This window comes from Lysobacter sp. TAB13, assembly GCF_052113885.1.
GTDB lineage: Bacteria > Pseudomonadota > Gammaproteobacteria > Xanthomonadales > Xanthomonadaceae > Lysobacter > Lysobacter gummosus.
Map to the genome: position 1 here is coordinate 60,054 of NZ_JBFRDR010000001.1, position 24,834 is coordinate 84,887.

General features: G+C 65.8%; 20 protein-coding genes. 15 read left to right on the forward strand and 5 right to left on the reverse strand.

Annotated features, from left to right (window positions below; genetic code table 11):
* Nucleotides 1-51: 51 nt before the first annotated feature.
* Complete coding sequence (locus AB4Y92_RS00260; RefSeq protein ID WP_441817822.1) at nucleotides 52-1,263, reverse strand: MFS transporter; 1,212 nt, start codon at nucleotides 1,261-1,263, stop codon at nucleotides 52-54.
* A gap of 498 nt (nucleotides 1,264-1,761) precedes the next feature.
* On the opposite strand from AB4Y92_RS00260, the gene AB4Y92_RS00265 reads away from it, so the two are divergent.
* On the forward strand, nucleotides 1,762-3,363 hold the full coding sequence (locus tag AB4Y92_RS00265) for an alkaline phosphatase D family protein (RefSeq protein WP_441817823.1): 1,602 nt from the start codon (nucleotides 1,762-1,764) through the stop codon (nucleotides 3,361-3,363).
* 1,031 nt (nucleotides 3,364-4,394) lie between these two features.
* A complete protein-coding gene (locus AB4Y92_RS00270; protein ID WP_441817824.1) occupies nucleotides 4,395-5,624 on the forward strand; it encodes a pyridoxal phosphate-dependent decarboxylase family protein in 1,230 nt (409 codons plus the stop codon).
* Between the two features lie 409 nt (nucleotides 5,625-6,033).
* On the opposite strand, the gene AB4Y92_RS00275 is transcribed toward AB4Y92_RS00270, so the two are convergent.
* From AB4Y92_RS00275 to AB4Y92_RS00285, 3 genes are all read right to left on the reverse strand, one after another.
* Nucleotides 6,034-7,002 carry a glycosyltransferase family 2 protein gene (locus AB4Y92_RS00275; protein ID WP_441817825.1) on the reverse strand — a complete coding sequence of 323 codons (969 nt, stop codon included), beginning with the start codon at nucleotides 7,000-7,002 and terminating at the stop codon, nucleotides 6,034-6,036.
* Nucleotides 6,999-9,323, reverse strand: coding sequence for a hypothetical protein (locus tag AB4Y92_RS00280; RefSeq protein ID WP_441817826.1), 2,325 nt, complete (start codon nucleotides 9,321-9,323; stop codon nucleotides 6,999-7,001). Before AB4Y92_RS00280 ends, AB4Y92_RS00275 begins: the two co-directional genes overlap by 4 nt.
* A gap of 325 nt (nucleotides 9,324-9,648) precedes the next feature.
* Entirely contained in the window at nucleotides 9,649-10,974 is a 1,326-nt protein-coding gene (locus AB4Y92_RS00285) for an MFS transporter (RefSeq protein ID WP_441817827.1), read from the reverse strand.
* 439 nt (nucleotides 10,975-11,413) lie between these two features.
* On the opposite strand from AB4Y92_RS00285, the gene cyoA reads away from it, so the two are divergent.
* The 8 genes from cyoA (at nucleotide 11,414) to AB4Y92_RS00325 (ending at nucleotide 20,217) form a co-directional block, all read left to right on the forward strand.
* Nucleotides 11,414-12,463, forward strand: coding sequence for a ubiquinol oxidase subunit II (gene cyoA / locus AB4Y92_RS00290; RefSeq protein ID WP_441817828.1), 1,050 nt, complete (start codon nucleotides 11,414-11,416; stop codon nucleotides 12,461-12,463).
* Nucleotides 12,464-12,535: 72 nt separating this feature from the next.
* On the forward strand, nucleotides 12,536-14,542 hold the full coding sequence (gene cyoB / locus AB4Y92_RS00295; protein ID WP_441817829.1) for a cytochrome o ubiquinol oxidase subunit I: 2,007 nt from the start codon (nucleotides 12,536-12,538) through the stop codon (nucleotides 14,540-14,542).
* Nucleotides 14,535-15,170, forward strand: a complete 636-nt coding sequence (cyoC, locus tag AB4Y92_RS00300; RefSeq protein ID WP_057942884.1) for a cytochrome o ubiquinol oxidase subunit III — start codon at nucleotides 14,535-14,537, stop codon at nucleotides 15,168-15,170. The genes cyoB and cyoC overlap by 8 nt, the downstream gene beginning before the upstream one ends.
* On the forward strand, nucleotides 15,167-15,574 hold the full coding sequence (gene cyoD, locus AB4Y92_RS00305) for a cytochrome o ubiquinol oxidase subunit IV (protein ID WP_441817830.1): 408 nt from the start codon (nucleotides 15,167-15,169) through the stop codon (nucleotides 15,572-15,574). Before cyoC ends, cyoD begins: the two co-directional genes overlap by 4 nt.
* Before the next feature lie 176 nt (nucleotides 15,575-15,750).
* Entirely contained in the window at nucleotides 15,751-16,530 is a 780-nt protein-coding gene (locus tag AB4Y92_RS00310) for an SURF1 family protein (RefSeq protein ID WP_441817831.1), read from the forward strand.
* A 9-nt stretch (nucleotides 16,531-16,539) separates the two neighbouring features.
* Nucleotides 16,540-17,922 (forward strand): ATP-binding protein, encoded by a 1,383-nt coding sequence (locus AB4Y92_RS00315; protein WP_441817832.1) that lies wholly within the window; start codon nucleotides 16,540-16,542, stop codon nucleotides 17,920-17,922.
* A complete protein-coding gene (locus AB4Y92_RS00320; protein ID WP_441817833.1) occupies nucleotides 17,915-18,496 on the forward strand; it encodes a response regulator transcription factor in 582 nt (193 codons plus the stop codon). Before AB4Y92_RS00315 ends, AB4Y92_RS00320 begins: the two co-directional genes overlap by 8 nt.
* Before the next feature lie 287 nt (nucleotides 18,497-18,783).
* Entirely contained in the window at nucleotides 18,784-20,217 is a 1,434-nt protein-coding gene (locus AB4Y92_RS00325; protein ID WP_441817834.1) for a sigma 54-interacting transcriptional regulator, read from the forward strand.
* Between the two features lie 148 nt (nucleotides 20,218-20,365).
* Here the strand turns inward: AB4Y92_RS00325 and AB4Y92_RS00330 are convergent, their stop codons facing one another.
* A complete protein-coding gene (locus AB4Y92_RS00330; RefSeq protein WP_441817835.1) occupies nucleotides 20,366-20,644 on the reverse strand; it encodes a hypothetical protein in 279 nt (92 codons plus the stop codon).
* 11 nt (nucleotides 20,645-20,655) lie between these two features.
* Between AB4Y92_RS00330 and AB4Y92_RS00335 the strand changes: the two genes are divergently transcribed.
* Genes AB4Y92_RS00335 through AB4Y92_RS00355 form a run of 5 tightly spaced genes read left to right on the forward strand, consistent with a single transcriptional unit; the run spans nucleotide 20,656 to nucleotide 24,831 of the window.
* A complete protein-coding gene (locus AB4Y92_RS00335) occupies nucleotides 20,656-20,892 on the forward strand; it encodes a hypothetical protein (protein WP_441817836.1) in 237 nt (78 codons plus the stop codon).
* A 1-nt stretch (nucleotide 20,893) separates the two neighbouring features.
* Nucleotides 20,894-21,478, forward strand: a complete 585-nt coding sequence (locus AB4Y92_RS00340; RefSeq protein ID WP_441817837.1) for a DUF4255 domain-containing protein — start codon at nucleotides 20,894-20,896, stop codon at nucleotides 21,476-21,478.
* Complete coding sequence (locus tag AB4Y92_RS00345; RefSeq protein WP_441817838.1) at nucleotides 21,475-22,398, forward strand: hypothetical protein; 924 nt, start codon at nucleotides 21,475-21,477, stop codon at nucleotides 22,396-22,398. The genes AB4Y92_RS00340 and AB4Y92_RS00345 overlap by 4 nt, the downstream gene beginning before the upstream one ends.
* A gap of 54 nt (nucleotides 22,399-22,452) precedes the next feature.
* Complete coding sequence (locus AB4Y92_RS00350; protein ID WP_441817839.1) at nucleotides 22,453-24,363, forward strand: phage tail sheath family protein; 1,911 nt, start codon at nucleotides 22,453-22,455, stop codon at nucleotides 24,361-24,363.
* Nucleotides 24,364-24,378: 15 nt separating this feature from the next.
* The gene (locus AB4Y92_RS00355; RefSeq protein WP_441817840.1) at nucleotides 24,379-24,831 is read left to right on the forward strand and encodes a phage tail protein; all 453 of its coding nucleotides are present in this window, start codon (nucleotides 24,379-24,381) and stop codon (nucleotides 24,829-24,831) included.
* Nucleotides 24,832-24,834: the final 3 nt, after the last annotated feature.

Sequence of the window (24,834 nt, forward strand, 5' to 3'; positions counted from 1 at the left end):
CGCAGCCGCCGGTTGTGGCGAAATCGGCGCCACCGGCCGGCGGCGCGTCATTCAAGCGCGGCGATTGCGCAGACCCAGCAATACCGTCAGCGCCGCCAGCAACGCCAGCGCGCCGCCGGCATACGGCAAGGCCGGATGCCAGCCGAACAGGCCGGCCGCCAGCAACGGGCCGATCATGCGCGCCATCGCCTGCTGACTCTGGTTGGCGCCCTGGATCGAGCCCTGCATGTCGTCGGGCGCCGCGTTCGCGATCAATCCGCCGATCGAAGGCTGGAACAAGCCATCGCCCAGAGTGAACGCCGCGACCACCAACGCCAGCCACCACCACGACGGAATCATCAGCACCGAAGCGGTCAAGGCGCAGCCCAATGCATTGAGCAGCAAACCCGCGCCGGCCACGCGGCGCTCGCCGTAACGGCCCAGCAACCAACCGGCGAGCACGCCCTGGCCGACGATGTCGAGCGCGCCGACGACCAGCAGCAACAGTCCGATCTGCAACGGGCCCGAGCCGAGCGCTTGCTTGAGGAACACCGGCAGATTGCTTTGCCACATCGCCGCGGCCAGACAGAAACCGAACGCGGCGGCGAACAAGATTCGCAGATGCTTGCCAGTCAACGCCGAGCGCAGTTGCGTCAATGGATTGAGCCCGCGCCAATGAAAGCGCGCGCTGCGGCGTTCGTGCAGCAGGCTTTCGGCTACCGCGCGATGCACCCAGTACAGATTGGCCAGACTCAACGCGGCGGCGACGAACACCGGGCAGCTCAGCGACACCTCGCCGAGGACGCCGCCGATCGCCGGCCCGAGCATGAAGCCCAGGCCGCCGACCGCGCCCAGCAGTCCGTACACGCGACTGCGCTGCTGCGGTTCGACCACATCGGCCACGTAGGCGAACAAGGCGCTGATGCTGCCGGCGGTGAAGCCGTCGATCACGCGGCCGGCGACGATCATCCACAGGCTGCCGCCGATGCCGATCAGCACATAGCCGACCGCCGAGCCCAGCAGCGACAACAGCAGCACCGGGCGCCGGCCGTAGCGGTCGCTGCACGCGCCCAGGATCGGCGCGGCGATGAACTCGCACAGCGCGTAGACCGAAACGACGGCGCCGACCGCGAACGCCAGATGGCGGGTGTGGCCGGCCAGCAGGAACGGCATCACCGGAATGACCAGGGTGAAGCCGACGAAGTTGAGAAACACCGATACCGCGATCACGCCGATGCGGCCGCGCAACAGGTGCGGATAAGACAAAGCGGAGAGGTTGGACACGTGAAGCTCCTGGACAGGGCTCATCCGGGAACGACGCGTCGGGCGCGAACACAGGACGAACCCGAGACGCCGTGGCGCCGGGATTCGTCGAGGGTTCTCATGCGCAGGCGGAGCGCTGAACGCGCGCCGCCGGGAAAGGAACAGATCTTCCGCGAACGGAAGGGTTTGGGCCTACCTAAACCAAACCTGCCTTTTTCGACCGCGGCAGTGTAGCCGGCGGGTTGGCCGTGGGCAATGCGTGCGTTGGTGCTGTGAAGTCTTTTGTGGGATGGCCTTCAGGCCCGACTGCGAACCATGGTGGCGAGGCTGTTTGAAGGTGAGGCCAGACCTCGGTCGGGGCTGAAGCTGCCTCTCACAGAGACTTCGAGGCCGCGTCCATGCCGCGGAATCGTTTGTATCTTTTGCGGGCCCAAGCGCGATCCGGGCGCCAACGACGGCCATACGGCTGCCATCTGCGCGAGCTAGGGTCGAATTTCCCCCAAGTGCCGAGCCGACGCCATGCACGATCACGATCCCTTCCGCCGCCGCTTCCTGTCCCGATCCGGCACTGCCCTCAGCCTTGGCGCGCTCAGCGCCAGCCTGCCGCTGCTGCCCGCCATCGCCGGTCCCGCGCCGATCACCGCCGAGTCGGCGCGGCCGCAATTGCCCTACGGCCTGCAGTTCGGCGATGTCGGCGAACGCGGCGCCACGGTGTGGGCGCGCAGCGATCGCGCCGCGCGCCTGTGGGTCGAGATCGGCGACGAAGACGGTTTCCGCCGCGCCCTGCGCCTGCGCGGCCCGCTGGCGACCGAGGCCAGCGACTTCACCGCGCGCCTGGACATTCCGCGCCTGCCCGGCCCGTGCCAGCGCAAAGTCCGCGTCGCTTTCGAAGACGCGCGCAGCGGCGTGCGCAGCGCCTGGAGCGAAGGCCGCCTGCGCTCGGCGCCGCATACTCTGCCGCATGCGCGCACCCGGCCGGTGCGCTTCGTCTGGGGCGGCGATGTCGCCGGCCAGGGCTGGGGCATCAATCCCGAGATCGGCGGCATGCGCATCTTCGAAGCCATGCGCCTGCGCGATCCGGATTTCTTCCTGCACTCGGGCGACACCATCTATGCCGACGGCGCCATCGCCGCCGAGGCGCCGGCCGAGAACGGCCGGGTGTGGCGCAATCTGGTCGCCGAAGGCGTACACAAGGTCGCCGAAACCCTGGACGAATACCGCGGCCGCTATCGCTACAACCTGCTCGACGAGAATCTGCGCCGCTTCGCCGCGCAGGTGCCGCAGCTGTGGCAGTGGGACGATCACGAAGTGGTCAACAACTGGTCGCCGTCGAAGGATCTGCGCGCCGATCCGCGCTACACGGTCAAGGACATCGACGTGCTGGTGCGCCGCGCGCGCCAGGCCTTCCTGGAATATTCGCCGCAACGCCGCGGTCCGGATCCGCGTGGCACGCGCATCGATCGGGTGATCCACTACGGGCCGCTGCTGGATGTGTTCATGCTCGACATGCGCAGCTATCGCGGCCCCAACACCGACAACCTGCAAGCCGCGGCCGGCGCCGACACCGCCTTTCTCGGCCGCCGCCAGTCGCGCGAACTGGCCGAAGGCCTGCGCCGTTCGCGCGCGACCTGGAAGATCGTCGCCGCCGACATGCCGCTGGGCCTGCAAGTCCCCGACGGCACCGACGCGCAAGGCCGGCCGCGCTGGGAAGCGGTGGCCAACGGCGATCCCGGCCTGCCGCGCGGCCGCGAACTGGAATTCGCCGAGCTGTTGCGCGCGATCCGCGGCGTGGACAACGTGGTCTGGCTGACCGCCGACGTGCACTACTGCGCCGCGCATCACTACGATCCCAGCCGCGCCGCGTTCCAGGATTTCTCGCCGTTCTGGGAATTCGTCGCCGGTCCGCTCAACGCCGGCTCCTTCGGCCCGAACGCGCTCGACGCCAGCTTCGGCCCGAAGGTGGTGTTCCAGAAGGCGCCGCCGGCGCCGAACGCCTCGCCGCTGGCGGGCTATCAGTTCTTCGGCGAGGTCAACATCGATCCCGACAGCCGCGCGCTCAGCGTCGATCTGCGCGACCTCGACGGCGCCAGCGTGTTCAACCAGGTGCTGCAGGCGGCCTGAGCGCTCGCATCCGCGTTCGATCCGCGCATCGCGGATCGAACGCGGACGCAGCGGCCTCGCTCGCGCGCCGCGAGCCTGAACAAAAACCGCATCGCTTCAGCTTCGACGATCACCGTGTACGCACCGGTATCGTCATGCATCGGAAAGCCGCGCATCACGCGCGCTATACATCTCTCACTCAAGCTCACTGCAACGGCCTGTCGCGGCAAAGTGCGTTGTCGCGCATACGGGCACGCATCGCGCTTCACAACTGCGATCACACATCGCAATTAGTCTTGAAATACAGGCAAATTCGCAACGCACGCGGACACGCTTGCTATCGCCTGCATGCAACGCAATCGCTCGCGATTGTGTGATCCTCCGCGAGGCGCAGTGCGATACGCATCGCTACTTGAACAACCGATGTCGCGCGATCGTTGACCGATACGACACCGGGACGTAACACTGTCTTGGCAGTTTGATTCCAACGATTTCGTCGCAACCGCCGACCTCGCGCATACCGACTAAAACAAACGCGCACCTATTCGTCGGCCGATCTGCGCTTTTCGCGCGACCCTTCTTCGTGACACGGAGCAAGTCCATTGAAGAACTTCAGCCCCAACCTGACGCGACCGCATGGCGGCCCGCCCGAAACAACGATTTTCTCCGGCGCTGCGCGCGGCGCGCGCATGCGTGGCGCAGGCCGTGCGGCGATCGCGGACGAACCGTGTCGCGCATGAGTTGCGCGCGGTAGCGCAACCCGCACGCGTCGCAAGTCTCGCTTCATCGCCGGCTTGCGTCGCGGCGCATCGCGCACGCTCGAATCGGTGATCGCCTCGGCATAAAACCTATGCCGCTGATCGCAACGCAGATGGACCGCATGCCGCGGCCCGGACGGCGTGCGCGCCGAAATCGTCGGGACGCGTCGATGAGAAACCACGAAACCACTGCCGTATCCGCTGCGCCATATGCAGGCCGCATGACGCGCAACGTCACTGCACGACGCATAACGCCTGCCTCCTTCATCCACATCCGCTTACGAGACCGCGCCCATGATGTCCTCGTTCAACGTCCAAGGACGTAAGACCCTGCCCGCCCGCGGCCAACCCTGGAGCGAACTCCAGGAAGCGCTGTCCGATCTGCGCAGCGGCGATGCCGACTGGCGCCAGGGCCGCGGTTCGCTGCACGTCTACTACGCCGGCGAGGATGTGCTCGATGTCGCCCGCCGCGCCTACGGGATGTTCATCAGCGAGAACGCGCTGGCGCCGACCATGTTCCCCAGCCTGCGCAAGATGCAGGACGATCTGGTGCAGATCTCGCTGTCGCTGCTGGGCGGCGGCCGCGACGCCTGCGGCACCGTCACCTCCGGCGGCAGCGAGAGCGTGATGCTGGCCGTGCGCAGCGCGTATCGCGCGTTCCGCTCGCGCCGCCCGCACGTGCGAAGCCCGCACCTGCTGCTGCCGGCCAGCGCGCATCCGGCCTACGATCAGGCCGCCGAGGTGATGGGGCTGGACGTGATCCGGGTGGCGATCGGCGGCGATTACCGCGCCAGCGTCGAGGCCCTGGCGCAGTGCATCGAGCACGAGACCATGATGATCGTCGCCTCGGCACCGTCGCTGCCATTCGGCACCATCGACCCGATCGAGGAACTGGCCCGCGTCGCCCGCGAGCACGATGTCTGGCTGCATGTGGACGCCTGCATCGGCGGCTTCCTGGCGCCGCACGTGGCGCGCTTCATGACCGGCGTGCCGCGCTTCGACCTGGGCATCGCCGGCGTGCGTTCGCTGTCGGCCGATCTGCACAAGTTCGGTTACGCCGCCAACGGCGCCTCGGTGGTGCTATACGCCGACACCGAGGATCAGGCCCATCAGTTCTTCGAATACAGCGACTGGCCGAAGGGTCTGTACCGCACCGAGACCCTATCCGGCACCCTGCCCGGCGGCGCCGTGGCCGCGGCCTGGGCGGTGATGCATTACCTGGGCGAAACCGGCTATCGCGCGCTGGCGCAGCGGGTCATGCATCTGCGCGATCGCTACATCGAAGGCATCGGCCGCATCCGCGGCCTGCACGTGCTGGGCGTGCCGCACCTGAGCGTGATCGCATTCGGCTCGGACGAATTCGACATCCACAGCGTCGGCGACGCGATGCAAGCGCGCGGCTGGCATATCAGCCGGCTGTTGAACCCGGCCGCGCTGCACATGACGGTGACGCCGGTGCACGACCAAGGGGTTGAGGCGTATCTGGAAGACCTGGAGCGCTGCGCGCAGCGGGCTGGAAGCTAGAGATGCAAGCGCTCGCAGCTGAAGGGTGAGTGGAGGCGGGGCGGCCTGAGCCGGAGGAAACGAGAAGAGCCAGCGCCAGCACCCGCTCGCTCTTCCTCATTCACCTATGCTCGCCTCATCAACCGCGGCTCGATACTCGCGCTTCGAGGAAGCGCGGGTACCGAGCCAGTTACGGGATCGACGACAGGCCGCGCCGAAACAGTCGTGGCAGGCGGGCTGACATCGGCAGGCGCATGCCTGTGACAGCCGCTAACCAGAACGAACGCGATACACAGGGCTAAACGGATCCATATCGACATCGAAAGGTATGGAGCAAGTGATTGCGTAAGCATAAGTTCCAAACGTCAGCAGATACGACACCGGCCGGCAACGTCTACTCACCGGCATGGAGTAGCGAGATCGCGGGGCATCAGCTGCCAGCGGCTTCGCCGGTCCTTTTCGAAACGACGCGCCTGACCAAGTAAGGCGGCCTGGCTTTCGATTCGATATAGGTTCTACCGACGTATTCGCCCAATAAACCGATGCCGATGAGCTGCATACCGCCCAAGAACATCATTCCGCAGAAAATCGATGCATAGCCGGGCAAATCCTTGCCGAATCCTATCGTTTGCAACGCGATCCATATCGCGTAGGTCAGCGAGACAGCGCCGATAACGAAACCGACCACCAACGCCACACGCAGCGGCTTCGCGGAAAAGCTGGTTATCGCGTTCAGGGCCAAGGCCAGCAAATGGCCGTAACGGAATTTGCTTGAACCGGCGTTGCGAGTTTCGTATTCCACCGGAATTCTGAGCTGCCTGAAGCCGACCCAGGAGTACAGACCCTTGGTAAACCGATGCTGCTCCCTGAGGCTGCAGATGGCTTCGACCACCTCCCGTCCGAGCAAGCGGAAATCGCCGTCCCCATCGACGATGGGGATATCCGCCAGCCAGTTGATGCTTTTGTAGAACAACTTGGTAAAGCCGCGCCTGAGCAGTGAATCGCCGGTGCGCGATGCGCGCGAGGCAATCACGACATCGTTTCCGTTGCGATACTCCTCGATCATCATCGGTATGGCCTCGGGCGGATGCTGAAGATCGGCATCTATCATGACCACCGCGTCGCAGTCACCGCCGATGGCGGCATCAAGCCCGGCGAGCAGCGCGGCTTCCTTGCCGAAATTGCGAGTCAACTGGACCACGACAGAACCCGGCAGATCCGGCAGTCGGGCGGAAACCCGCGCGACGCTGTCGTCGGAACTTCCGTCATCGACGAAGACGAAGCTTATCCGCAAGCCGGTTTGTGCAAGCGCAAGCCCGGTGCGGTCGATAAACCGGTCGATGTTCTGCGCCTCATTGAACATGGGCACGACCAGCGCTAGGGAAGCGATCGAATTCATGTGATTTTCCTGCGATCCGCGCGCGCCCTTCCGAAGAAGACCAACGCACATAGTGCAAAAATGGATATGACACTGACCACGATCCCCTTGGTCAGCCGCAGGTCGTGGTAGCCGATACTGACCTTGCGGGTACCGACAGGCAACAACGCGCCTATCTGGTTGTAATTGACGCGCGTGGTTTCGAGCTTTTTCCCATCCGCTTGGGCATGCCAGTTCCGCGAGAAATTGTCGCCGATCACGAGCATGAGCGGATGAGCGACAGGCGCATCGAATCTCACGGAAAAACCGCTGTCACCGGTCGAATCAGCCGTATACCGGGGAATTTCGGCTTTGCCGGTTATCTGCAGCCCCAGTTCGTTCACCAAAGCCATCGAGCGAGCGTGAAAAGGGCGGCCATCGGGAAGCCTGGAGGTCTTCAGCGCCGCCAACGCGCCTTCGTCGCTGACGTGGACCGTTTGATTGACCAGCCTGATCCTGGGCAGGCTGCGGGTGTTGAAAAGCAATTCACGCGGATTGGGCGATGGCAGCGGTTTCCATCGTTGCGCAGGATAGAGCTCGTCCCGACTCGCGCTTGTGGGCGTTACCTCGGCTGGATAGGGCTCGATGACGGAGACGCCGTAGATATCCAGAACCTGGTTGCGTTCGCTCAGAACCTCTGGACGGGTCCACCCTCCCGAAGTGATCCCGGAAAGTTCGGCGAAGCGAGCGTTGAGCAACGGTCCGTACCAGTTCAACGAAGGCATGTCCGCAGCCCTTGTGTAATCGGCAGACAAATACGGGCTTTCCCAACCGGACATGGCGAGTATGCGGCCGTGCGTCTGCGCAAGAATTCCCTTGGTCTTCGACAACGTCTCGATCTGCGCCGCCGTGGCCGGCCCGCTGTGAGCATTGGCCCAGGTGGCCTGGCGCGACAGATACGCCAACTCGCCTCCGACCAATACCGCGGGAAGGACGGCCAGCACCGTGGATCGCCGTCCCCATTCGCTGCGCAGCGCGAAGATCGTCACGGTCAAGGCCGCAAATACCGCGACCTGGATCAGCGTTTCTCCTTGGAACAGATCGTGGATACCGATCTTGCCTCGCAGTCCACGTGAGACGCTGATCACCAGCAACGCCGCCGGCACGATCAGCCAGGGGATGAGGGGATCCAGGACCGTGCTGCGCGCGGTCGTTTGCCTGCCGACCAATTGAGCCAAGGCGATGCAGGCCAACTGCAGGGCGAACACCGACGAGACCAGCTGCCAACGGCTCCATGCGCGGAACATGGACAGGACCGGTATGCGCACCAGAATTTCCGCACTGCCAGGCAGAGACGGCGCCACCGCCAAGAACGACGCCACGATCAACCCGATCACTATCTTGCGATTGGCCGGGTCGGCCCAGAATCCGCGCAATCCGACGATCACCAGACAGAAGATACCGACGCCCACATAGGCGAGGTTTTCGCTCCAGCTGTTGGTCGCGTCGGCGACGATATAGGGAACCTGGCTTTGGCCTTCCCAGTCGCCGCCGGCAAGGTATGGAAACACGTCGAATCCGACTTCGAACCATCTCAGACTGAACTGCCGCAGGACATCCGCGGACATCGTGCTGCGCAGCGATTCGCCGACGAACTTGGCGGCAGGCAGAAGGTAGATGGCGCTGAGTCCCAACCCCAGCACGAGTCCGGCGGCGCTCTTCAGATAAACCGCCACCCAATCACGGAATTTGGCCCCGATCGGAGCCGCCATGAGCGCCGACGCCGCCAATGCATACACCGTTACCTGGGGATGGCCCGCCAGCAGCGACAGGGCTGTCGAGACCGCGAACAGCGCCACCCACAGCGCCCAGTCGGCTCCACGCTGGGACAGCTTCAGGCTGGCGAGCACCATGAACGGTGCGTACGAGGCGGCATGCAACATCGAAGTATGGCCGGCATGGGCGATGAAAAAACCCAATCCGGGCGCGGCGGCCACCGCCAACAACACTGAGCGGCGCGAATGCGTCAACGCCCAGGCAAGCAAGCCGTTGCCTACGGTGAAAATCAGCGGGGCCGCGAGAACAAAATAATCAAACGCCTCGCGAGTGGCCGGGAACAGATACCGCAACGGATAGAACGACATCGAATTGGGATCGGCGTATACAGGCCACCCACCGATGTACAAATCGCTCCAGCCGAAATTGCTTTCGAAAAACTGCGCGAACTGGCCGTCGGAAGTCGCGTTGATTTGCGAGGACAGGTAAGGGAAATAGACGACGGCAACGGCTGCAACGGACAGAAACAGAATGATCAGTGGGCGCCGCAGGCAGCGCGCACTCTCAGCACTGGAAAGGAAAACCATAACTCCATCCGTATGGAAACAGGCGTGAATAGCCTCGCCGGACACGCGCCCGGGGTCCCCATCGCAAGGACCATGGCCCGCGCGCGTTCAGGTCGTCTAGTCGGGGCCGCCAGCATAACGCTACGAGGCTCATCTCGGCGCCAAAAACCGGCCGCCAGATGAACACAAGGCGCCCCGCTGATGCAGCGCCCAACGCCCCCTGCCCCTTTGCGCCTGGCCGTCTCCTGTAAGCGAGTTACCGAGCGCAGTTACATCGGTCGCGAAGCTACCCCACGAAAAGAGCCGGCCTGGGCCGGCTCTTTTCGTAACGATCGCCCCACCCGCCTCAGCTGCGGATGTTCAACATCCGGTTCACCCCAAGCGCCGCCATCGTGCAGATCGCCCCCGACAGCAGGTACACGCCGATGAAAGCCAGACCGAAGTGCGCGCTCAGCCCCAGCGCGATCAGCGGCGCGAACGCGGCGCCGATCAGCCAGGCCAGGTCGGAGGTCAACGCCGCGCCGGTGTAGCGGTACTTGGAGCCGAAGTTGGCCGTCACCGAACCTGCGGCCTGGCCGTAGGACAAGCCCAGCAGCACGAAGCCGATCAGGATGAATACGTCCTGGCCCAGGTCGCCGGATGCCATCAGCGTCGGCGCGAAGCCGCTGAACATGGCGATCGCCGCGGCCAGCGCCGCCAGGGTGCGCGGGCGGCCGAAACGGTCGGCGATCCAGCCCGAGGCCACCACCGCGCCGGCGGCGAGGACGGCGCCCAGGATCTGCACCATCAGGAACTGGGTCACCGACTGGTCCGAATACAGCAGGATCCACGACAGCGGGAAGATCGTGACGATATGGAACAGCGCGTAGCTGGCCAGCGCGGCGAAGGCGCCGATCACCACGTGACGGCCCTTGGCGTTGAACAGCTCCAGCACCGGCGTGGGTTCGAGCTCGTGCTCGCCCAGCTCGCGTTCGTATTCGTGGGTGACCACCAGGCGCAGGCGCGCGAACAGCGCGACCACGTTGATGGCGAAGGCGGCGAAGAACGGATAGCGCCAGCCCCAGTCGAGGAAGTCGGCGCGCGGCAACGCGGTGTTGAGGTAGGCGAACAGCGCCGCGGCGATGATGAAGCCGAACGGCGCGCCGAGCTGGCCCAGCATCGCGTACCAGCCGCGGCGCTGCTTCGGCGCGTTCAGCGCCAGCAGCGACGGCAGGCCGTCCCAGGAACCGCCCAGGGCGATGCCCTGGCCCAGCCGGAACAGCGACAGCAGCACGATCGACAGCGCGCCGATCTTGCTGAAACTCGGCAGGAAGGCGATGCCGGCGGTGCAGGTGCCGAGCAGGAACAAGGCGATGGTGAGCTTGGTGCTGCGATCCCAGCGGCGCTGGATCCACATGAACAAGATCGTGCCGAACGGCCGCGAGATGAAGGCCAGCGCGAAGATCGCGAACGACCACAAGGTGCCTTCGAGCTTGCCCAGGTGCGGGAAGAACACTGACGGGAACACCAGCGCCGAGGCGATGCCGTAGACGAAGAAGTCGAAGTACTCCGAAGCGCGGCCGATCACCACGCCGACAGCGATATCGCCCGGCGCCACCTCGGCATGCGAACCGGTGGAGTGCACCGATACGGTCTGGGAGGAATCCGGGTTTGCGTGATTTGGCGTATGCATCGTTGGGTCGGCTGTGGTGCGTGGAGCGATCGGGCCTGCGGTGTTTGCTTAAACAGGCGGGGACGTTCAGTTACGACTTGGGACGACTTATATATGGACTCGGACGACTGTGCCGAATCCCGCGGGATGGATCGCGGCGAATCCTCCAGACCGTCATTCCCGCGAACGCGGGAATCCAGTGACTTCAGGCGTTCTCGCACGAAAGGCCCTGGATTCCCGCGTTCGCGGGAATGACGGCTGGAAGCATGCGCAGGCGCGACAACCTACCGCCGCCCGCCCAACACCCATCGCCCCGAGTCCCGGGAACGGCGCTAGCTTCCCACCACCGGCCCGGCACTGCCATAGGACAAAACGTCCAATCGTCGTCACAGTCCGCGCGGCCTAAAGTGCGCGCATCGCCGCGGCTGTCGCGGCCTTGCCGTGTACCGGCGTCAGGTTGATGAACGCTCTCAAAGCCCTGCTCCGTCCCCTGCTCCTGGCCAGCGCGCTATTGCCGCTGACGGGCTGCAACATGCTCTTGTTGAACGCGCCCGGCGACGTGGCCGCTCAGCAAGGCAATCTCATCATCGTCTCCACCGTGCTGATGCTGTTGATCATCGTGCCGGTGATCGCGCTGACCCTGATCTTCGCCTGGCGTTACCGCGCCTCCAACAAGGCCGCGGTGTACAAGCCCGACTGGGATCACTCGACCCAGCTCGAACTGCTGATCTGGGCCGCGCCGCTGCTGATCATCATCGTGCTCGGCGCGATCACCTGGGTCAGCACGCACACGCTCGATCCCTACCGCTCGCTGAGCCGGATCAAGCCCGGCCAGCCGGTCGCCGCCGACGCCAAGCCGCTGGTGATCGAAGTGGTGGCGCTGGATTGGAAATGGCTGTTCCTGTATCCGGAACAGAACATCGCCACGGTCAACGAAATCGCCGCGCCGGTGGATCGCCCGATCCAGTTCAAGATCACCGCCTCCACGGTCATGAACTCGTTCTACATTCCCGCGCTGGCCGGCCAGATCTACGCCATGCCGGGCATGGAGACCAAGTTGCACGCGGTGATGAACCAGCCGGGCAATTACGAAGGCTTCTCCGCCAACTACAGCGGCGAAGGCTTCTCGCACATGCGCTTTCGTTTCCACGGCATGAGCCAGGCCGGCTTCGACGGCTGGGTCGCGCAGAACCGTGCCAGCGGCCAGACCCTGCAGCGCGCCGACTACCTCGAACTCGAACGCCCGAGCGAGAAAGAACCGGTGCGCCGCTACGGTGCGGTCGCGCCGGGCCTGTACAAGGCCATCCTCAACCGTTGCGTGGACACCTCGAAGATGTGCATGGACGAGATGATGGCGATCGACGCCGGCGGCGGCCTGGGACTGAACACCAACGCGTTGGCGCCGCGCCGCCGCGGCGATCTGCGCGGCGGCCCGGTGGTGACCTCGGCGATGTGCGTGACCGAACCCACCGCCACGCCGAACTGGGGCGTCGCCACCCTGGCGCCCTGATCCGACTTAGCAACGCATTCAACAGGCGCGCGCCGCGCGCGCCGAGTCCGTGAGCGGACTTTTGGAGTGAAGATGTCTGAACCGTCCAACCAAGCCTCGCTGATCTTCGGCCGGCTCAGCTGGGATTCGATCCCGCTGCACGAACCGATCCTGATCGCCACCTTCGCCATGGTCGTGATCGGCGGCATCGCCGTGCTCGGCGCGGTCACCTACTACAGGCTGTGGAGCTACCTGTGGAAGGAGTGGTTCACCAGCATCGATCATAAGAAGATCGGCATCATGTACATCATCCTCGGTCTGGTGATGCTGCTGCGCGGCTTCGCCGACGCGATCATGATGCGCCTGCAACAGGCCATGGCCTTCGGCGACAACGCCGGCTACCTGCCGCCGGAGCACTACGACCAGATCTTCACCGCCCACGGCGTGATCATGATCTTCTTCGTGGCCATGCCGCTGGTCACCGGTTTCATGAACTATCTGGTGCCGCTGCAGATCGGCGCGCGCGACGTGGCCTTCCCGTTCCTCAACAACTTCAGCTTCTGGATGACCGCCTGCGGCGCGGCGCTGGTGATGGCTTCGCTGTTCATCGGCGAATTCGCCAAGACCGGCTGGCTGGCGTATCCGCCGCTGTCGGGCATCGCCTACAGTCCCGGGGTCGGCGTCGATTACTACATATGGGCGTTGCAGATAGCCGGCGTCGGCACCTTGCTGTCGGGCATCAACCTGATCGCGACCATCGTCAAGATGCGCGCGCCGGGCATGAGCATGATGAAGATGCCGGTGTTCACCTGGACCTCGCTGTGCACCAACGTGCTGATCGTCGCCGCGTTCCCGGTGCTGACCGCGGTGCTGGGCCTGCTGTCGCTGGACCGTTACGCCGGCACCAACTTCTTCACGAACGATCTGGGCGGCAACCCCATGATGTACGTGAACCTGATCTGGATCTGGGGCCACCCGGAGGTCTACATCCTGATCCTGCCGTGCTTCGGCATCTTCTCGGAGATCGTCTCGACCTTCAGCGGCAAGCGCCTGTTCGGCTACGCCTCGATGGTCTACGCGACCGTGGTCATCACCATCCTGTCCTACCTGGTGTGGCTGCACCACTTCTTCACCATGGGCTCGGGCGCCAGCGTCAACTCGTTCTTCGGCATCACCACGATGATCATCTCGATCCCGACGGGCGCGAAGATCTTCAACTGGCTGTTCACCATGTACCGCGGCCGCATCCGCTTCGAAGTGCCGATGCTGTGGACGATCGGCTTCATGGTCACCTTCACCATCGGCGGCATGACCGGCGTGCTGCTGGCGGTGCCGCCGGCCGACTTCGCCTTGCACAACAGCCTGTTCCTGATCGCCCACTTCCATAACGTGATCATCGGCGGCGTGCTGTTCGGCCTGTTCGCCGGCATCAACTTCTGGTGGCCGAAGGCCTTCGGCTTCAAGCTCGATCCGTTCTGGGGCAAGTGCTCGTTCTGGTTCTGGATCACCGGTTTCTTCTTCGCCTTCATGCCGCTGTACGTGCTGGGCCTGATGGGCGTGACCCGGCGCATGAACCACTTCGAGGACCCGTCGCTGCAGATCTGGTTCGTCATCGCCGCCTTCGGCGCGGTGCTGATCGCGCTGGGCATCCTCAGCATGATCATCCAGTTCGCGGTGAGCATCCGCCGCCGCCACGAGCTGCGCGACGAAACCGGCGACCCGTGGCAGGCGCGCACCCTGGAATGGTCCACGTCCTCGCCGCCGCCGGACTACAACTTCGCCTTCACCCCGGTCGTGCACGACAACGACGCCTGGCACGACATGAAGCAGCGCGGCTTCGAGCGCCCGCAGTCGGGCTTCGCGGCGATCCACATGCCGAAGAACACCGGCGCGGGCGTGGTGATCGCCGGCCTGAGCACGCTGTGCGCGTTCGCGATGATCTGGCAGATGTGGCTGGTCGCGGGCGTGTCCTTCGCCGCCATGCTGATCGCCGCGATCGTCCACACCTTCAACTACAAGCGCGACTACTACATCCCGGCCGAGCAAGTGACCGCCACGGAAACCGCGCGCACGCAACAACTGGCCGCCGCCCATGTCTGACGCACACGCCATCGCCACCCATACCGCCGAGGGACGCCCGCTGTTCCTCGATCTGAAGGGCAAGCACCATCCGCAGAACGGCACCCTGCTCGGGTTCTGGCTGTACCTGATGAGCGACTGCCTGGTGTTCGCCTGCCTGTTCGCCGTCTACGGCGTGCTCGGCCGCAACTACGCGGCCGGCCCGTCGGGCGCGGATCTGTTCGATCTGCAGCTGGTGGCGATCAACACCTCGATGCTGTTGTTGTCGTCGATCACCTACGGCTTCGCGATGATCGCGATGCAGAAGCGCAAGATCGCCGCGGTGCAGGGCTGGCTGGCGATCACTGGCCTGTTCGGTCTGGCCTTCATCGGCCTGGAACTGTACGAGTTCGCGCACCTCATCCACGAGGGCGCCGGCCCGCAGCGCAGCGCGTTCCTGTCCTCGTTCTTCGCCCTGGTCGGCACCCACGGCCTGCACGTGACCTTCGGCATCGTCTGGCTGGTCACGCTGATGGCGCAGGTCGGCAAGCACGGACTGACGGTCGAGAACCGTCGCCGCCTGATGTGCCTGTCGATGTTCTGGCATTTCCTCGACGTCGTGTGGATCGGCGTCTTCACCTTCGTCTATCTGATGGGAGTGCTGCCGTGAGCCAACCGGTCGCCACGCAACACCACGACAACGGCCACGATCACGAGCATGGCCACGACGATCACGACGACGGTGCCCACGGCAGCGTAGGCAGCTACAGCATCGGCTTCGCGCTGTCGCTGGTGCTGACCGCGATTCCGTTCTGGCTGGTGATGGCCAAGGTCATCCCGAGTTCGGGCCTGACCGCGTTCGTCATCCTGGCCTTCGCCGTCGTGCAGATCGTCGTGCACATGGTCTACTTCCTGCACATGAACACGAAGTCGGAGGGCGGCTGGAACATGCTCGCGCTGATCTTCACCCTGGTGCTGGTGGTGATCATGCTGGCCGGCTCGTTGTGGGTCATGCATCACCTCAACGCGAACATGATGCCGACGATGATGCACGATATGCGGAATATGCCCTGAGGCGGGATTCGGGATTCGGGATTCGGGAGTATGTTTTTGCTCGTCATTCCCGCGAAAGCGGGAATCCAGGGCTTTTCATGCGAGAACGTTTGAAGTCACTGGATTCCCGCTTTCGCGGGAATGACGGAAAAAGCCAAACCAACGCACCACCGGCGACTACTTAAGAGGCCATCCTCATGACCGCGAACCCTGCCAAGCGCCCCCGCGGCCGCTTCGCGCTGACGGTCCTGTCGCTGGTCTTCATCGCCGCCTTCCTGGGCCTGATCGCACTAGGCGCGTGGCAAGTGCAACGCCGCGCCTGGAAGCTCGACCTGATCCAGCGCGTGGAAGCGCGCGTGCACGCGCCGGCCGGCGCGGCGCCGGGTCCGGCCGAATGGCCCACCGTCAGCGCCGCGCGCGACGAGTACCGGCACGTGCGCCTGCAAGGCCGCTACCTGCCCGCGCACGACACCCTGACCCAGGCGGTGACCGAGCTCGGCCCGGGCTTCTGGCTGCTGACGCCGTTCCGCACCCAGGACGGCGATATCGTCCTGGTCAATCGCGGTTTCGTGCCGAACGCGCGCGAAGCCGCCGCTTCGCCCCCGCCCACCGACACGCAAATCACCGGCCTGCTGCGCCTGAGCGAACCCGGCGGCGGTTTCCTGCGCGACAACGCGCCGGCCCAGGGCCGCTGGTACTCGCGCGATGTCCAGGCCATCGCCGCCGCGCGCGGCCTGCGCCCGGTGGCGCCCTACTTCATCGACGCCGACCGCGCCGCGCCGCTGCCGCGCGATCCCGGCGTCGAGCCGGCCTGGCCGGTCGGCGGCCTGACGGTGATAAAGTTTCCCAACAATCACCTGCAATACGCGCTGACGTGGTTCGCGCTGGCGCTGATGGTGGTCGCGGCCGCCGCGCGCGTGGCGCTGGAAGAACGCCGCTTGCGCCGCGCCGCGCGCTCGCCCGATGGGCTTCAATGAGGTTCGCCGATGCGCGACACACCGCTTTCCCGCGCCGCTGAAGTCCGCCTCGCCTCGCCGTCGTCCGATGAGGGCGGCCCACACGCCGAGCCCGGCCCGTCGCGCGCGGACTCCGGCACCCGCGACAACGCCGGCGTCAAGAACATGCACCAGCTGATCCAGCTGCGCTGGATCGCGGTGATCGGCCAGGTCGCCACCATCGTCTTCGTCCATTTCGGCTTCAACATCAAGCTGCCGCTGATGCCGATGGCGATCGTGCTGGCCTGTCTGGCCGCGTTCAATCTGGTCAGCATGCTGCGCTGGCGCCGCCGCGAGGAAGTCACCAACGGCGCGCTGTTCCTGGCCTTGCTGGTCGATATCCTGACCCTGACCGCGCAGTTGTATTTGAGCGGCGGCGCGGCCAATCCCTTCGTGTTCCTGTATCTGCTGCAAGTGGTGCTGGCCGCGGTGCTGCTGCGCACCTGGGCGAGCTGGGCGGTGGTGCTGGTCACCAGTCTGTGTTTCATCGCTCTGACCGCGTTCGCCGGCCCAGTGGTGATCCCGGCCGATCCGACCCGCGGCCTGGCCGATCCCTACGTGCAGGGCATGCTGTTGTGCTTCGTGCTCAACGCGACCTTGCTGGTGGTGTTCATCACCCGCATCGGCCGCATCCTGCGCGCGCGCGACGCGCGCCTGGCCGATCTGCGCCAACGCGCCGCCGAGGAAGAACACATCGTGCGCATGGGCCTGCTCGCCTCCGGCGCCGCGCACGAGCTGGGCACGCCGCTGGCGACGCTGTCGGTGATCCTCGGCGACTGGCGGCGCATGCCGCCGTTCACGCAGCAGCCCGAGCTGTTGCAGGAACTCGACGAAATGCAGACCCAGCTGACCCGCTGCAAAAGCATCGTCACCGGCATCCTGCTGTCGGCCGGCGAAGCGCGCGGCGAGGCACCGGCGCAGACCACGGTGGTGGCTTTCCTCGACGATCTGGTGGCGCAATGGCGCGGCACCCGCCCGGTGCGCGGATTCGACTACGAGAACGGCTTCGGCGAGGATGTGGCGATCATTTCCGATTCCGGCCTGAAGCAGATGATCTGCAACGTGCTCGACAACGCGCTGGAGGCCTCGCCCGGCTGGGTCGGCCTGGAGTCGTGGCGCGACGGCGACAAGCTGGTGCTGCGCGTCAGCGACGCCGGCCCGGGTTTCGCGCCGGCGATGCTGTCGCATTTCGGCAAGCCGTATCAGTCCAGCAAGGGCCGCCCCGGCGGCGGCCTGGGCCTGTTCCTGGCGCTCAACGTCGCCCGCCAACTCGGCGGCAGCATCGTCGCGCGCAATCGCGAACCCAGCGGCGCGGTGGTGACCATGAACCTGCCGCTGTCGCCCCTGACCCTGAGCGAGGCCGGCGATGAATGACACCGATCCGCGCGACGGCGATCGCGACGAAACAAGCGACGACGAACCGCGGCGCCTGCTGATCGTCGAGGACGACGCCGCCTTCGCGCGCACGCTCAGCCGCTCGTTCGAGCGCCGCGGCTATATCGTCCACAACGCCGCGCAACTGAGCGAAGTCGAAGCGCTGCTGCGCGAGCACAGCCCCGGCTACGCCGTGGTCGATCTGAAACTGGCCGGCGGCGATTCCGGCCTGACCTGCGTGCAGGCGCTGCACGAACACGATCCAGACATGCTGATCGTGGTGCTGACCGGTTACGCCAGCATCGCCACCGCGGTGGAGGCGATCAAGCTCGGCGCCTGTCACTACCTGGCCAAGCCGTCGAACACCGACGACATCGAGGCCGCCTTCGGCCGCGCCGAGGGCGATGCGACGGTGGAACTCACCGAGCGCCAGACCTCGATCAAGACCCTGGAATGGGAACGCATCCACGAGATGCTGGCCGCCACCGACTTCAACATCTCCGAGACCGCGCGCCGGCTCGGCATGCACCGCCGCACCCTGGCGCGCAAGCTCGGCAAGCATCGGGTGAAGTAAGTCGGCGTCGCCGTTCGTCCGCCGCCGGCATCGTTTGCGCCAACGGCAAAAGACGCGTCCGAACCGAGAACTCGCATCCCCCGGCAGCCGCGGGCCCGCGCCTTAAAGCGACGGCCGTCGCAGCCGCGCGGGAATGTTGCATATCCGCACACCGCGCGGTGACCGCCCGCCGCCGGGTGCTGCGTTGATCGTGCTGCAACACCCCGAAAACCATGCGAACCGGGCCGCCGCGTCGGCCCGGACGGCCGGGGCGTCAGCAGTGGACTCGCACCGACAGGGAGGCAGGGATGGACGTGCCGTGTTGGGCCGTGGTTCCGCTGGGACTAGCCCCGGCGCAGTTGCGCGCGGTGCAATCGGCCCTGGCCGAATGCGTCGGCGTGCGCCTGCTGCCCGGCGGTTACCTGCAGACGGCCATGCGCGAGGCCGACGGCATCGTCCTGGTCCCCGGCAACGACGGCCTGGGCGCGGCGCCCGAATGCATCGCCGCGATCCGCCGCGAACGCCCGCGCATGCCGATCGTGGTGACCGCCTGCGACGCGAACGAATTCGAACTCGATTCGGTGATCCGCGCCGGCGCCTCCGACTTCGTCTCGCTGCCGGCCGGCGCCGCCGAATGGGGCGCGCGGCTGCTGCGCGCCAGTTGCGAAGCCTTGCCCGAGATCGCCGCGCCGCGCGAACCGGCCGCGCCGCTCGCGCGTGCGGACGCTCTCGCTCCGGTCGCGACCCCGCAAGTCCGCGGTTTCGTCCACGCCAGCCCGGCCTGCGCCGCGATCGCCGAGCGCTTGCCGGTGCTGGCGCGATGCGACGCCAGCGTATTGATCGTCGGCGAGACCGGCACCGGCAAGGAAGTCTGCGCGCAGGCGATTCATTATCTGTCGCCGCGCTGCGACCGTCCCTGGGTCGCGGTCAACTGCGGCGCGATTCCGCTGGAACTGGTCGAGAACGAATTGTTCGGCCATGTCAAAGGCGCCTACACCCATGCCCACAGCGCCTGCACCGGGCTGGTGCGCGAGGCCGAGGGCGGCACCTTGTTTCTCGACGATGTCGATTGCCTGCCGCTGTCGGCGCAGGCGAAGCTGCTGCGCTTTCTGCAGGAACGCGAGTACCGGCCGGTGGGTTCCAACACCGTGCATCGCGCCGATCTGCGCGTGATCGCCGCCAGCAACTGTAATCTGCATGCGCTCTCGCACAGCGGCGGCTTCCGCCAGGACCTGTATTACCGCCTCAATGTGCTCAATCTGCATCTGCCGCCGCTGCGGCAGCGGCGCGAGGACATCGCTTTGCTGGCGCGGCATTTCGCCACCTACTTCGCGCGCGAGTTCGGCCGCGACGATGTCGGCTTTTCCTCGGCGGCGCTGGACCGGCTGCTGCGTCACGACTGGCCGGGCAACGTGCGCGAGCTCAAGCATGTGGTCGAACGCGCGGTGCTGCTGGCCGGTGCGCGCATGCTCACCGCCGGCGATATCCAGATCGACACCGCGAACGACGATGTCCAGGCGCCGCCCTCGGATGCCGACCGCGCCTCGTTTCGCGCGGCCAAGCAGCGCGTGGTGGAGGACTTCGAGCGTGGTTATGTCGAGCGCCTGCTGGCCGCGCATGGCGGCAATGTGACTCATGCCGCGCTGGCGGCGCAGAAGGACCGGCGGGCGTTCTTCGAATTGATGCGCAAGCATCGGATCGAGCCGGGGCGGTTTCGCTCGTTCGAGGCTGAGCCGGGCTAAGCCGGATATTTGCCTGCGCTGATCGAAAAGCATCGGGCCTGAAGGCCCTCCCACAAGAGACCTCATGGCTTCGAGGTTTGTTGTGGGAGGGCCTTCAGGTCCGATGCTTTTCGATCCGACACTGCCTGACTCTCAACCCCACGCTTGCTCACCCATCATCACACCCCCAAGCCAGGACAAACCCCGCCCGCGCCAGGACAAAAAAATCCTGCCGCCGCCGCTCGGCGAAATAGACCGATAACCGCGCCAGCGTGACCGGCGACATCATCCGGCCCGGATAAAAACATCCCACCGCGCTCCCGCTCCACAAGCCGCGTTCCAGCAATAACAAGGCTTCGGCCAGCCCGCGCGACTTGGCATCACTCTTGCGATGCCTTAGCGCATAGAGGCTCGCACGCGATGGATGAAGACTGCGCGGCATCGGCATGTGTACGCAGCTTGGCCGGTTATCTGCGCGCCAATCCGCAAGCATGCGATACCGCCGAAGGCATCCGCCGCTGGTGGTTCGATTCGGAGCATGAGGTCGAGATGGAACAACTGCTCGATGCATTGGAGTGGATGAAGCGCCGCGGCGTGGTCGAGGAAATCCTCGCCGCCGACGGCCGCCGACGCTATCGACGGCTGGCGGGCGATGCACGCCTGCAAGCGCTGATCGACGCCGCGGACGCGGGCTGACATGGCCAACTATCGCGCCATCGCCGCCACCAGCAACGCCCTGGCCGGGCTGCTGCGCGATCGCTATCCGCGCGATGAGTTCGGCAGCGGCCTGGACGTCAGCCTGTATCAGAGCCGCGATTTCGAATCGCCGATGCAGGACGGCTTCTCGGTCTATCTGTACCGCACCGGCATCAACGGCACCATCCGCAACCTGGTCCAGCGCCGCTCGCCGGACGGCCGGCGTTTTCGCCCCTCGCTGCCGCTGGACCTGTACTACATGATCACGCCCTGGGCGCAGGACACCGAACGCCAGCACCGCATGCTCGGCTGGGCGATGCGCATGATCGAAGACACCGGTGTGCTCAGCGCCGGTCATCTCAATCACTACATGCCCGAGACCGATACCTTCGCCGCGCACGAAGGCATCGAGCTGATCTGCGATCCGCTCAATCTCGCCGACCATCTGACTTTATGGGACCGCCTGCGCCGCCTGCCGCCCTCGGCGACCTACGCGCTGCGCATGGTCCTGATCGATTCCGACGTCACCATCGACGACGGCGCCGCGGTGCAGACCCGCCGCTTCGAGATGGAGACTTCGCTGTGAGCGCGGTGCTGCGCGGCGGCGAAGTGCTGCAGCGCAATGCCGCGCTCGGCCTGCGTTTCTGGGACGCGGCGGCGGCGACTTCGGCCATCGAAGGCCTGCTGGTCGAAGTGTTCCCGCGCGCCAACCCCGCCGCGCGCAAGCGCGCCCTGCCCGGTCCCAGCGGCATCTATGTCGCGCACCGGCTCGATCTGCTGTCGGCGTTCGAGTTCGATGAAAGCGAACCTGCGGGCGAGCCCTGGGTCCGCGCCGAAACCGGATCGCCGCCGCTGACCCGCGGCTACCGCATCGAAGTCAGCGATCCGGCCGGCCGTTATCTGCCGATCGCCTTCGACGCCGAACTGCCCGCGCGCGGCGTGTTCAACTGGCTGGCGCCGTGGATTTCGCCGCCGCAGGCGCTGGTCTGGCCGGGCGACACCGGCTCGCCGCCGCAATGGCTGATCGAACGCATCCCGCTGTTCTCCACGCCCAACCGCGCGCCGCCGTCGACGTTGGCGGTGGTGTACGCGCAGTTGCGCGAAGCCGGCAGCGGGCGGATTCCGGCCTGGAGCCTGCTCGCGGTATCCATCGGCGGACAACGCTGCGGCATCGGTCTGGCCGATCGCGCCGGCCGCGTCGCGGTGATGTTCGCCTACCCCGAACCGCAACGCGCGCCGCTGGCCTCGCCGCCGGCGCAGCGCAGCGATTTCGGCTGGACGGTCGAACTGGAAGCGTACTGGTCGCCGACCTCTCCGCCGCTCGACCCACCGCCGGTCGCCGATCTGGCGCAGGTGCTGATGCAACTGGCGACGCCGTGCACGGTCGTGGACTCGCTGTCCTCGCCGGCGCCGCGACGGCGCCTGGATTACCGCCGCGCGCTGACCGCGCGCACCGAAGGCCAGAGCGCGGCGGACGCGTCCTGGTTGTTGTTGTCCACCGCATGAGCGCACCGCGCCCGCGTGCCGCTTCGTATGCCGCTCTTGGCAAGGAGAACTGCTATGTCTGAGTACCTGGCTCCCGGTGTCTTCGTCGAAGAAGTCTCCTTCCGCGCGAAGTCGATCGAGGGCGTCAGCACCACCACCACCGGCTTCGTCGGCCCGGCCCGCTACGGTCCGCTCGACATCGACCCGGAAATCGTCACCAGCCTGGTCGAGTTCGAACGCACCTACGGCGGCCGCGACAAGCTCGTGTTCGACGGCCCGCAGGAAATCGACAACTACCTGTGGCACGCGGCCCGCGCGTTCTTCGAGGAAGGCGGCAAGCGGCTGTACATCAGCCGCGTGTTCACCCCCATCGACGCCACCGACGAGCGCCCCGGCTGCGCCCGCGGCGCCTTGCCGGGCAGTCCTTCGGCGATGCGCGTGTTCGCGCGCTTCCCCGGCCGCGCCGGCAACGCGCGCGTCGGCTTCACCTTCAATCTGGGCCAGAGCCTGCTGTCGGACGTCAACGGCGTGACCTTCGCCAACGCCCTGCAGCCGCGCGACGTGGTCTGGATCCGCGCCCGCGCCGGCGCGCCTTCGCCGGCGGTCGATGACGGCTATTACCTGGCCTTGTGGGACGCGGCCAGCGAAAGCTGGCGCTTCACCGCCAGCGGCGACGACATCGCCAGCGCCGAGGTCAACCTCACCGATCTGAGCGCGGCGGCCTACGAAATGCGGGTGATCACCGCGACGGTGACCGTGCAGCCCATCGGCGGCGGCGACGTGTTCGTCGCGCCCGATCTGTCGCTGGACCCGAAGCATCAGCGCGCCGGCAGCCCGGATTCGCTGTTCGCGTATTTCGCCGAACACCCGGCCAGCATCAGCCGCGCCCGCACCGTGCCGATCGTGATCCGCGCCGACGATGTCGCCGCCATCAACACCGGCACCGAGCTGCTCGGCGCGTTCTTCGATGCCGATCCCAGCAGCGGCGTATCGCCGCCGGACGGCTTGAGCGGCGCGCTGGAACGCCTGGACAGCACTCCGGCCGAACGCACGGTGACGGTGCTGCTCGACGACGGCAACGACGGCCGCCGCCCGACCGCCGGCGACTACGAAGGCGATCCGGACCCGGAACGCAAGACCGGCCTGAAGCAGTTCGAGGATCTGGAAGACATCTCGATCGTCGCCGCGCCCGGCTCCACCTTCGGCTACGGCAGCGACAGCTACGGCCTGAACGCGCGCTCGATCGTGCGCGCCCTGATCCGCCACGCCGAACGCATGAAGTACTGCATCGCCGTGCTCGACAGCGGCGACAACCAGGCCATCAGCGAAGTGCGCGAGATGCGCGCCCAGCTCGATTCCAAGCATGCCGCGCTGTACTACCCGTGGGTGCGCGTGCTCGATCCGCTGAGCCAGCGCGAGATCAACCTGCCGCCGTCGGGCTTCGTCGCCGGCATCTATGCGCGCAACGACATCAACCGCGCGGTCTACAAGGCGCCGGCCAACGAAGTGGTGAACCTGGCCCTGGGCTTCGAACGCTTCCTCAACAAAGCCCAGCAGGAAGTGTTGAACCCGGAAGGCATCAACTGCTTCCGCTACTTCGAAGGCCGCGGCATGCGGCTGTGGGGCGCGCGCACCATCAGCTCCGACCCGGAATGGAAGTACGTCAACCTGCGGCGCTACTTCGCCTACTTGGAACGCTCCATCGACAAGGGCACCCAGTGGGCGGTGTTCGAACCCAACGGCGAGCAGCTGTGGGACAACGTGCGCCGCACCATCGACAGCTTCCTGCTCAACGAGTGGCAGAACGGCGCGCTGCTCGGCGACAAGCCGGAGAAGTCGTACTTCGTCAAATGCGATCGCTCGACCATGTCGCAGAACGATATCGACAACGGCCGTCTGGTCTGCCTGATCGGCGTGGCGCCGTTGCGGCCGGCCGAATTCGTCATCTTCCGCATCGGCCAGTGGACGGCCGATCGCAAAGTCTGACCGGAGAACATCGTCATGGCCAAAGAACGCGATCGTCCCTATGTGCAGTTCAACTTCCTCGTCGATCTGGGCGATGGAGTCACCGACAAACCGCAGGCCGGCTTCCAGGAAGTCAGCGGCATCGGCATGGAAGTCACCGTGTCCGAATACCGCACCGGCAACGCGAAAGAAAACAGCGTGATGAAGATCACCGGCATGAACAAGTCCACCGACGTCACCCTCAAGCGCGGGGTCATCGGCGTTCTGAATCTGTACCAGTGGCTCAACCAGATCCGCAACGGCGACCAGCTGGCGATGCGCGATGTGAACATCCATCTGCAGAACGAGGACCACACCCAGATCGTGCAGACCTGGAAGCTGATCCGCGCGCGGATCATCAAGCACACCAGCGGTCCGTTCAACGCCAAGGGCACCGACGTGGCGATGGAAGAGCTGGTGCTGGCCTACGAACGGCTGGAGATGGAGTAAGGC

Bases quoted from the DNA above. Each gene is read 5' to 3' on its own strand.
- AB4Y92_RS00265 (WP_441817823.1), top strand. From the start codon at position 1,762: ATGCACGATCACGATCCCTTCCGCCGCCGCTTCCTGTCCCGATCCGGC.
- AB4Y92_RS00270 (WP_441817824.1), top strand. From the start codon at position 4,395: ATGATGTCCTCGTTCAACGTCCAAGGACGTAAGACCCTGCCCGCCCGC.
- AB4Y92_RS00275 (WP_441817825.1), bottom strand. From the start codon at position 7,002: ATGAATTCGATCGCTTCCCTAGCGCTGGTCGTGCCCATGTTCAATGAG.
- AB4Y92_RS00280 (WP_441817826.1), bottom strand. From the start codon at position 9,323: ATGGTTTTCCTTTCCAGTGCTGAGAGTGCGCGCTGCCTGCGGCGCCCA.
- AB4Y92_RS00285 (WP_441817827.1), bottom strand. From the start codon at position 10,974: ATGCATACGCCAAATCACGCAAACCCGGATTCCTCCCAGACCGTATCG.
- cyoA (WP_441817828.1), top strand. From the start codon at position 11,414: ATGAACGCTCTCAAAGCCCTGCTCCGTCCCCTGCTCCTGGCCAGCGCG.
- cyoB (WP_441817829.1), top strand. From the start codon at position 12,536: ATGTCTGAACCGTCCAACCAAGCCTCGCTGATCTTCGGCCGGCTCAGC.
- cyoC (WP_057942884.1), top strand. From the start codon at position 14,535: ATGTCTGACGCACACGCCATCGCCACCCATACCGCCGAGGGACGCCCG.
- AB4Y92_RS00310 (WP_441817831.1), top strand. From the start codon at position 15,751: ATGACCGCGAACCCTGCCAAGCGCCCCCGCGGCCGCTTCGCGCTGACG.
- AB4Y92_RS00315 (WP_441817832.1), top strand. From the start codon at position 16,540: ATGCGCGACACACCGCTTTCCCGCGCCGCTGAAGTCCGCCTCGCCTCG.
- AB4Y92_RS00320 (WP_441817833.1), top strand. From the start codon at position 17,915: ATGAATGACACCGATCCGCGCGACGGCGATCGCGACGAAACAAGCGAC.
- AB4Y92_RS00325 (WP_441817834.1), top strand. From the start codon at position 18,784: ATGGACGTGCCGTGTTGGGCCGTGGTTCCGCTGGGACTAGCCCCGGCG.
- AB4Y92_RS00330 (WP_441817835.1), bottom strand. From the start codon at position 20,644: ATGCCGATGCCGCGCAGTCTTCATCCATCGCGTGCGAGCCTCTATGCG.
- AB4Y92_RS00340 (WP_441817837.1), top strand. From the start codon at position 20,894: ATGGCCAACTATCGCGCCATCGCCGCCACCAGCAACGCCCTGGCCGGG.
- AB4Y92_RS00350 (WP_441817839.1), top strand. From the start codon at position 22,453: ATGTCTGAGTACCTGGCTCCCGGTGTCTTCGTCGAAGAAGTCTCCTTC.
- AB4Y92_RS00355 (WP_441817840.1), top strand. From the start codon at position 24,379: ATGGCCAAAGAACGCGATCGTCCCTATGTGCAGTTCAACTTCCTCGTC.